We start from the raw sequence: 3875 nt of genomic DNA on the forward strand, positions 1-3875 counted from the left end.
GGCCAAGGAAGGAACCCCCCCCCCCCCCCCCCCCCCCCCCCCCCAACCCCCCCCCCCCCCCCCCCCCCCCCCCCCCCCCCCCCCCCCCCCCCCCCCCCCGGGCCGGGCGTCACTTCTGGCGTCCGCCGTTGCCGGTGTGCTCCCTGTCGCGGCGCGGCGGACCGACCGGACCGCGGCGGATCGCACCGGGCGCGTTCCAGTCCGCGCGGCGCCTGGCACGCGCCTTGGCGACCTCGGAGGACTCCAGTTGCCAGGGCACCGAGGTGACCATCACACCGGGGGTGAACAGCAGCCGCCCCTTGAGCCGCAGCGCGCTCTGGTTGTGCAGCACGTGCTCGTACCAGTGGCCGACCACGTACTCCGGGATGTAGATGCTGACCACATCGCGCGGACTGCTGCGGCGCAGGCCCCGTACGTACTCGATGATCGGCCGGGTGATCTCGCGGTACGGCGAGTCGAGGACCTTCAGCGGTACGTCGATGCCGCGGCGCTGCCATTCGGTCTGGAGCGCCTTGGTGTCGTCGGGGTCGACGTTGATGCTGAGCGCCTCCAGGGTGTCGGAGCGCATCAGCTTGGCGTAGGACAGCGCCCGCAGGGTGGGCTTGTGCAGCTTGGAGACCAGCACGATGGAGTGCACGCGCGACGGGCGCACGTAGTCGTCGCCCGGCTCGTCCTCGGCGGCGATCTCGTCCGCGACCCGCGTGTAATGGCCGCGGATCGCGGTCATCAGCGCGTAGAAGGCGATCATGCCGAGCACCGCGACCCAGGCGCCGTGGGTGAACTTCGTCAGCAGCACGATGACGAGCACCAGGCCGGTGAGGAAGGCGCCGAAGGTGTTGATGGCGCGGGAGCGGTGCATGTGGCGGCGCTTGGCCGGGTCGGTCTCGGTGCGCAGGTGCCGGTTCCAGTGCCGGACCATGCCGGTCTGGCTGAGCGTGAAGGAGACGAAGACGCCGACGATGTAGAGCTGGATCAGCCGGGTGGAGTCCGCGCCGTAGATGTAGACGAGGACGGCGGCGAAGCCCGCGAGCAGCACGATGCCGTTGGAGAAGGCGAGCCGGTCGCCGCGGGTGTGGAGCTGGCGCGGCAGGTAGCGGTCCTGGGCGAGGATCGAGCCGAGGACCGGGAAGCCGTTGTACGCGGTGTTCGCCGCGAGGAAGAGCACGAGCGCGGTGACGGCGGCCAGGAAGATGAACGGGATCGAATTGTGGCCGAAGACCGCCTCGGCGACCTGCGCGATCACCGGGTCCTGCGTATAGCCGGAGCCGACCGGGACGCCGTTGTTCAGCAGGTCGGTCGCCGGGTTGGAGGCCATGTGCACCTTGGTGTTCATGGCCAGCGCGATGATGCCGCAGAACATGGTGACGGCCAGCAGGCCCATCGCGGCGAGCGTGGTCGCGGCGTTCTTGGACTTGGGCTTCTTGAACGCCGGGACGCCGTTGCTGATCGCCTCGACGCCGGTGAGCGCGGCGCAGCCGGAGGAGAAGGCGCGCAGCAGCAGGAAGATCAGCGCGAAGCCGCCGATGCCCGAGGTCTCGGCGTGGATGGTGTAGTGCGCGGTGGGCGCCTGCATGTCGTGTCCGGTGGCGATCTTGAAGGTGCCCCAGGCGATCATGCAGAAGACGCCGACGACGAACGCGTAGGTCGGGATGGCGAAGATGCTCCCGGACTCGCGCACCCCGCGAAGGTTCATGACCATCAGCAGGAAGATCATGCCGACCGCGCCGAGCACCTTGTGGTCGGCGAAGAAGGGGACGGCGGAACCGAGGTTCTCGATTCCGGAGGCGACGGAGACGGCGACGGTCAGGACGTAGTCGACGAGCAGCGCGCTGGCGACGGTGAGTCCGGCCTTGGGCCCCAGGTTGGTGGTGGCGACCTCGTAGTCGCCGCCGCCGGAGGGGTAGGCGTGGACGTTCTGCCGGTAGGAGGCCACCACTGTGAACATGAGCACGACGACCGCGACGGCGATCCACGGGCTGAAGTGGTAGGCCGAGGCCCCCGCGATGGACAGGACGAGCAGGACCTCGCCCGGCGCGTACGCGACGGAGGACAACGGGTCGGAGGCGAAGACGGGTAGCGCGAGCCGCTTGGGGAGGAGCGTTTCCCCCAGCTTGTCGCTGCGTAGCGCCCGGCCGATCAGGATCCGTTTCGGCAGGTCGGTCAGTTTGGACACCCCGCGATGTTAAGGGATCGTCAATACGGGCGCTCCCCCCACTGCCCTAAGGACTGTGGGGGACTTGGTGACGGGCGGGGTACGGCTTCGGTGGGGAAGTTGTGCGTCCGGTCGGCGCAACCTTCTCGCCCGCCGCACGCGTGTGTAGCTTTGGCCGCGGTCTGAGACGCTTGTGCTGACCAACAGTGCTCCGCGGGGCTCCACAAGAGCCCGGCCACAAACGTTTGACAGCCGGAAGGACGGTCGTGCACGTCGTGATTATGGGATGCGGGCGAGTGGGCTCCACTCTCGCGCACTCCCTCGAACAGCAAGGTCATACGGTCGCGGTGATCGACCAGGACCCGACGGCCTTCCGCCGCCTGGGCTCCGGGTTCGGCGGGCGCCGGGTGACCGGAGTCGGGTTCGACCAGGACACGCTGCGCGAAGCCGGAATCGAGGAGGCGGGAGCCTTCGCGGCGGTCAGCAGCGGCGACAACTCCAACATCATCGCGGCCCGGGTGGCCCGTGAGATGTTCGGCATCGAGAACGTGGCGGCCCGGATCTACGACCCGCGCCGTGCCGAGGTGTACCAGCGCCTGGGCATCCCCACCGTGGCCACCGTGCGGTGGACGTCCGACCAGATGATGCGGCGGCTGCTGCCGTCCGGTGCCGAGCCGCTGTGGCGCGACCCGAGCGGCGGCGTACAGCTCGCCGAGGTGCACACGTCGGTCGCGTGGATCGGGCACAAGATCAGCACGCTCCAGGAGGAGACCGGCGTCCGTGTGGCGTTCCTCACCAGGCTGGGCGAGGCGATGGTGCCGACGTCCCAGACCGTCCTCCAGGAGGGCGACCTGGTGCACGTGATGATGCGGACCGACGGGGTCGCCGAGGTCGAGGCGGCATTCGCCAAGGGTCCCGAGGAGGCGCGCTGATGAGGGTCGCCATTGCCGGGGCGGGGGCCGTCGGCCGGTCCATCGCCGGCGAGCTGCTGGAGAACGGGCACGAGGTGCTGCTCGTCGACAAGAACCCCACCTCCATCTCCGTGGAGCGGGTCCCGCAGGCGGAGTGGCTGCTGGCCGACGCCTGCGAGATCACCTCGCTGGACGAGGCCGCGCTCCAGCGCTGCAACGTGGTCATCGCCGCCACCGGTGACGACAAGGTCAATCTGGTGGTCTCGCTGCTGGCGAAGACCGAGTACGGGGTCCCCCGGGTGGTCGCCCGGGTCAACAACCCCAAGAACGAATGGCTGTTCAACGAGTCGTGGGGCGTGGACGTCGCCGTCTCCACCCCGCGGCTGATGTCGGCGCTGGTCGAGGAGGCCGTGAGCGTCGGCGATCTCGTACGGCTGCTGCGCTTCAGCCAGGGCGACGCGAATCTGGTGGAGCTGACGCTGCCGGAGGAGGCCGCGCTGGTCGGCACCAGGGTCGGCGACGTGGAGTGGCCGCAGGACACCTCACTGGTCACGATCATCCGCGGCAACCGGGTGCTGACGCCGTCCAAGGACGACGCGTTGGAGGCCGGTGACGAGCTGCTGTTCGTGGCCGCGCCGCACCGGGAGGAGCAGTTGGAGGATCTGCTGTCGCTCCAGGGCGACGGTGGCACCGCCACGGAGTAGTCGCTCCTTGACGACCCGCGAAAAAGGGGGCGGGGGGGGGGGGGGGGGGGGGGGGGGGGGGGGCCTTGCTCTTCTCCCTCGTCGAGAGCGGGAGGGGTGATGGGGTGG

At 69.8% G+C, this 3875-nt stretch carries 3 protein-coding genes; 2 read left to right on the forward strand and 1 reads right to left on the reverse strand.

Annotated elements, in window-relative coordinates; all coding sequences use genetic code 11:
* Positions 1-109 precede the first annotated feature (109 nt).
* Positions 110-2173 (reverse strand): APC family permease, encoded by a 2064-nt coding sequence (locus ACZ37P_RS13625; RefSeq protein ID WP_355338512.1) that lies wholly within the window; start codon positions 2171-2173, stop codon positions 110-112.
* Between the two features lie 245 nt (positions 2174-2418).
* Between ACZ37P_RS13625 and ACZ37P_RS13630 the strand changes: the two genes are divergently transcribed.
* Together ACZ37P_RS13630 and ACZ37P_RS13635 are read left to right on the forward strand one after the other, a co-directional pair.
* Positions 2419-3084 carry a potassium channel family protein gene (locus ACZ37P_RS13630; RefSeq protein WP_355338509.1) on the forward strand — a complete coding sequence of 222 codons (666 nt, stop codon included), beginning with the start codon at positions 2419-2421 and terminating at the stop codon, positions 3082-3084.
* A complete protein-coding gene (locus ACZ37P_RS13635) occupies positions 3084-3767 on the forward strand; it encodes a potassium channel family protein (RefSeq protein ID WP_355338506.1) in 684 nt (227 codons plus the stop codon). Before ACZ37P_RS13630 ends, ACZ37P_RS13635 begins: the two co-directional genes overlap by 1 nt.
* The last annotated feature ends 108 nt before the right edge of the window (positions 3768-3875 follow it).

This window comes from Streptomyces sp. NPDC024632 (assembly GCF_055559175.1).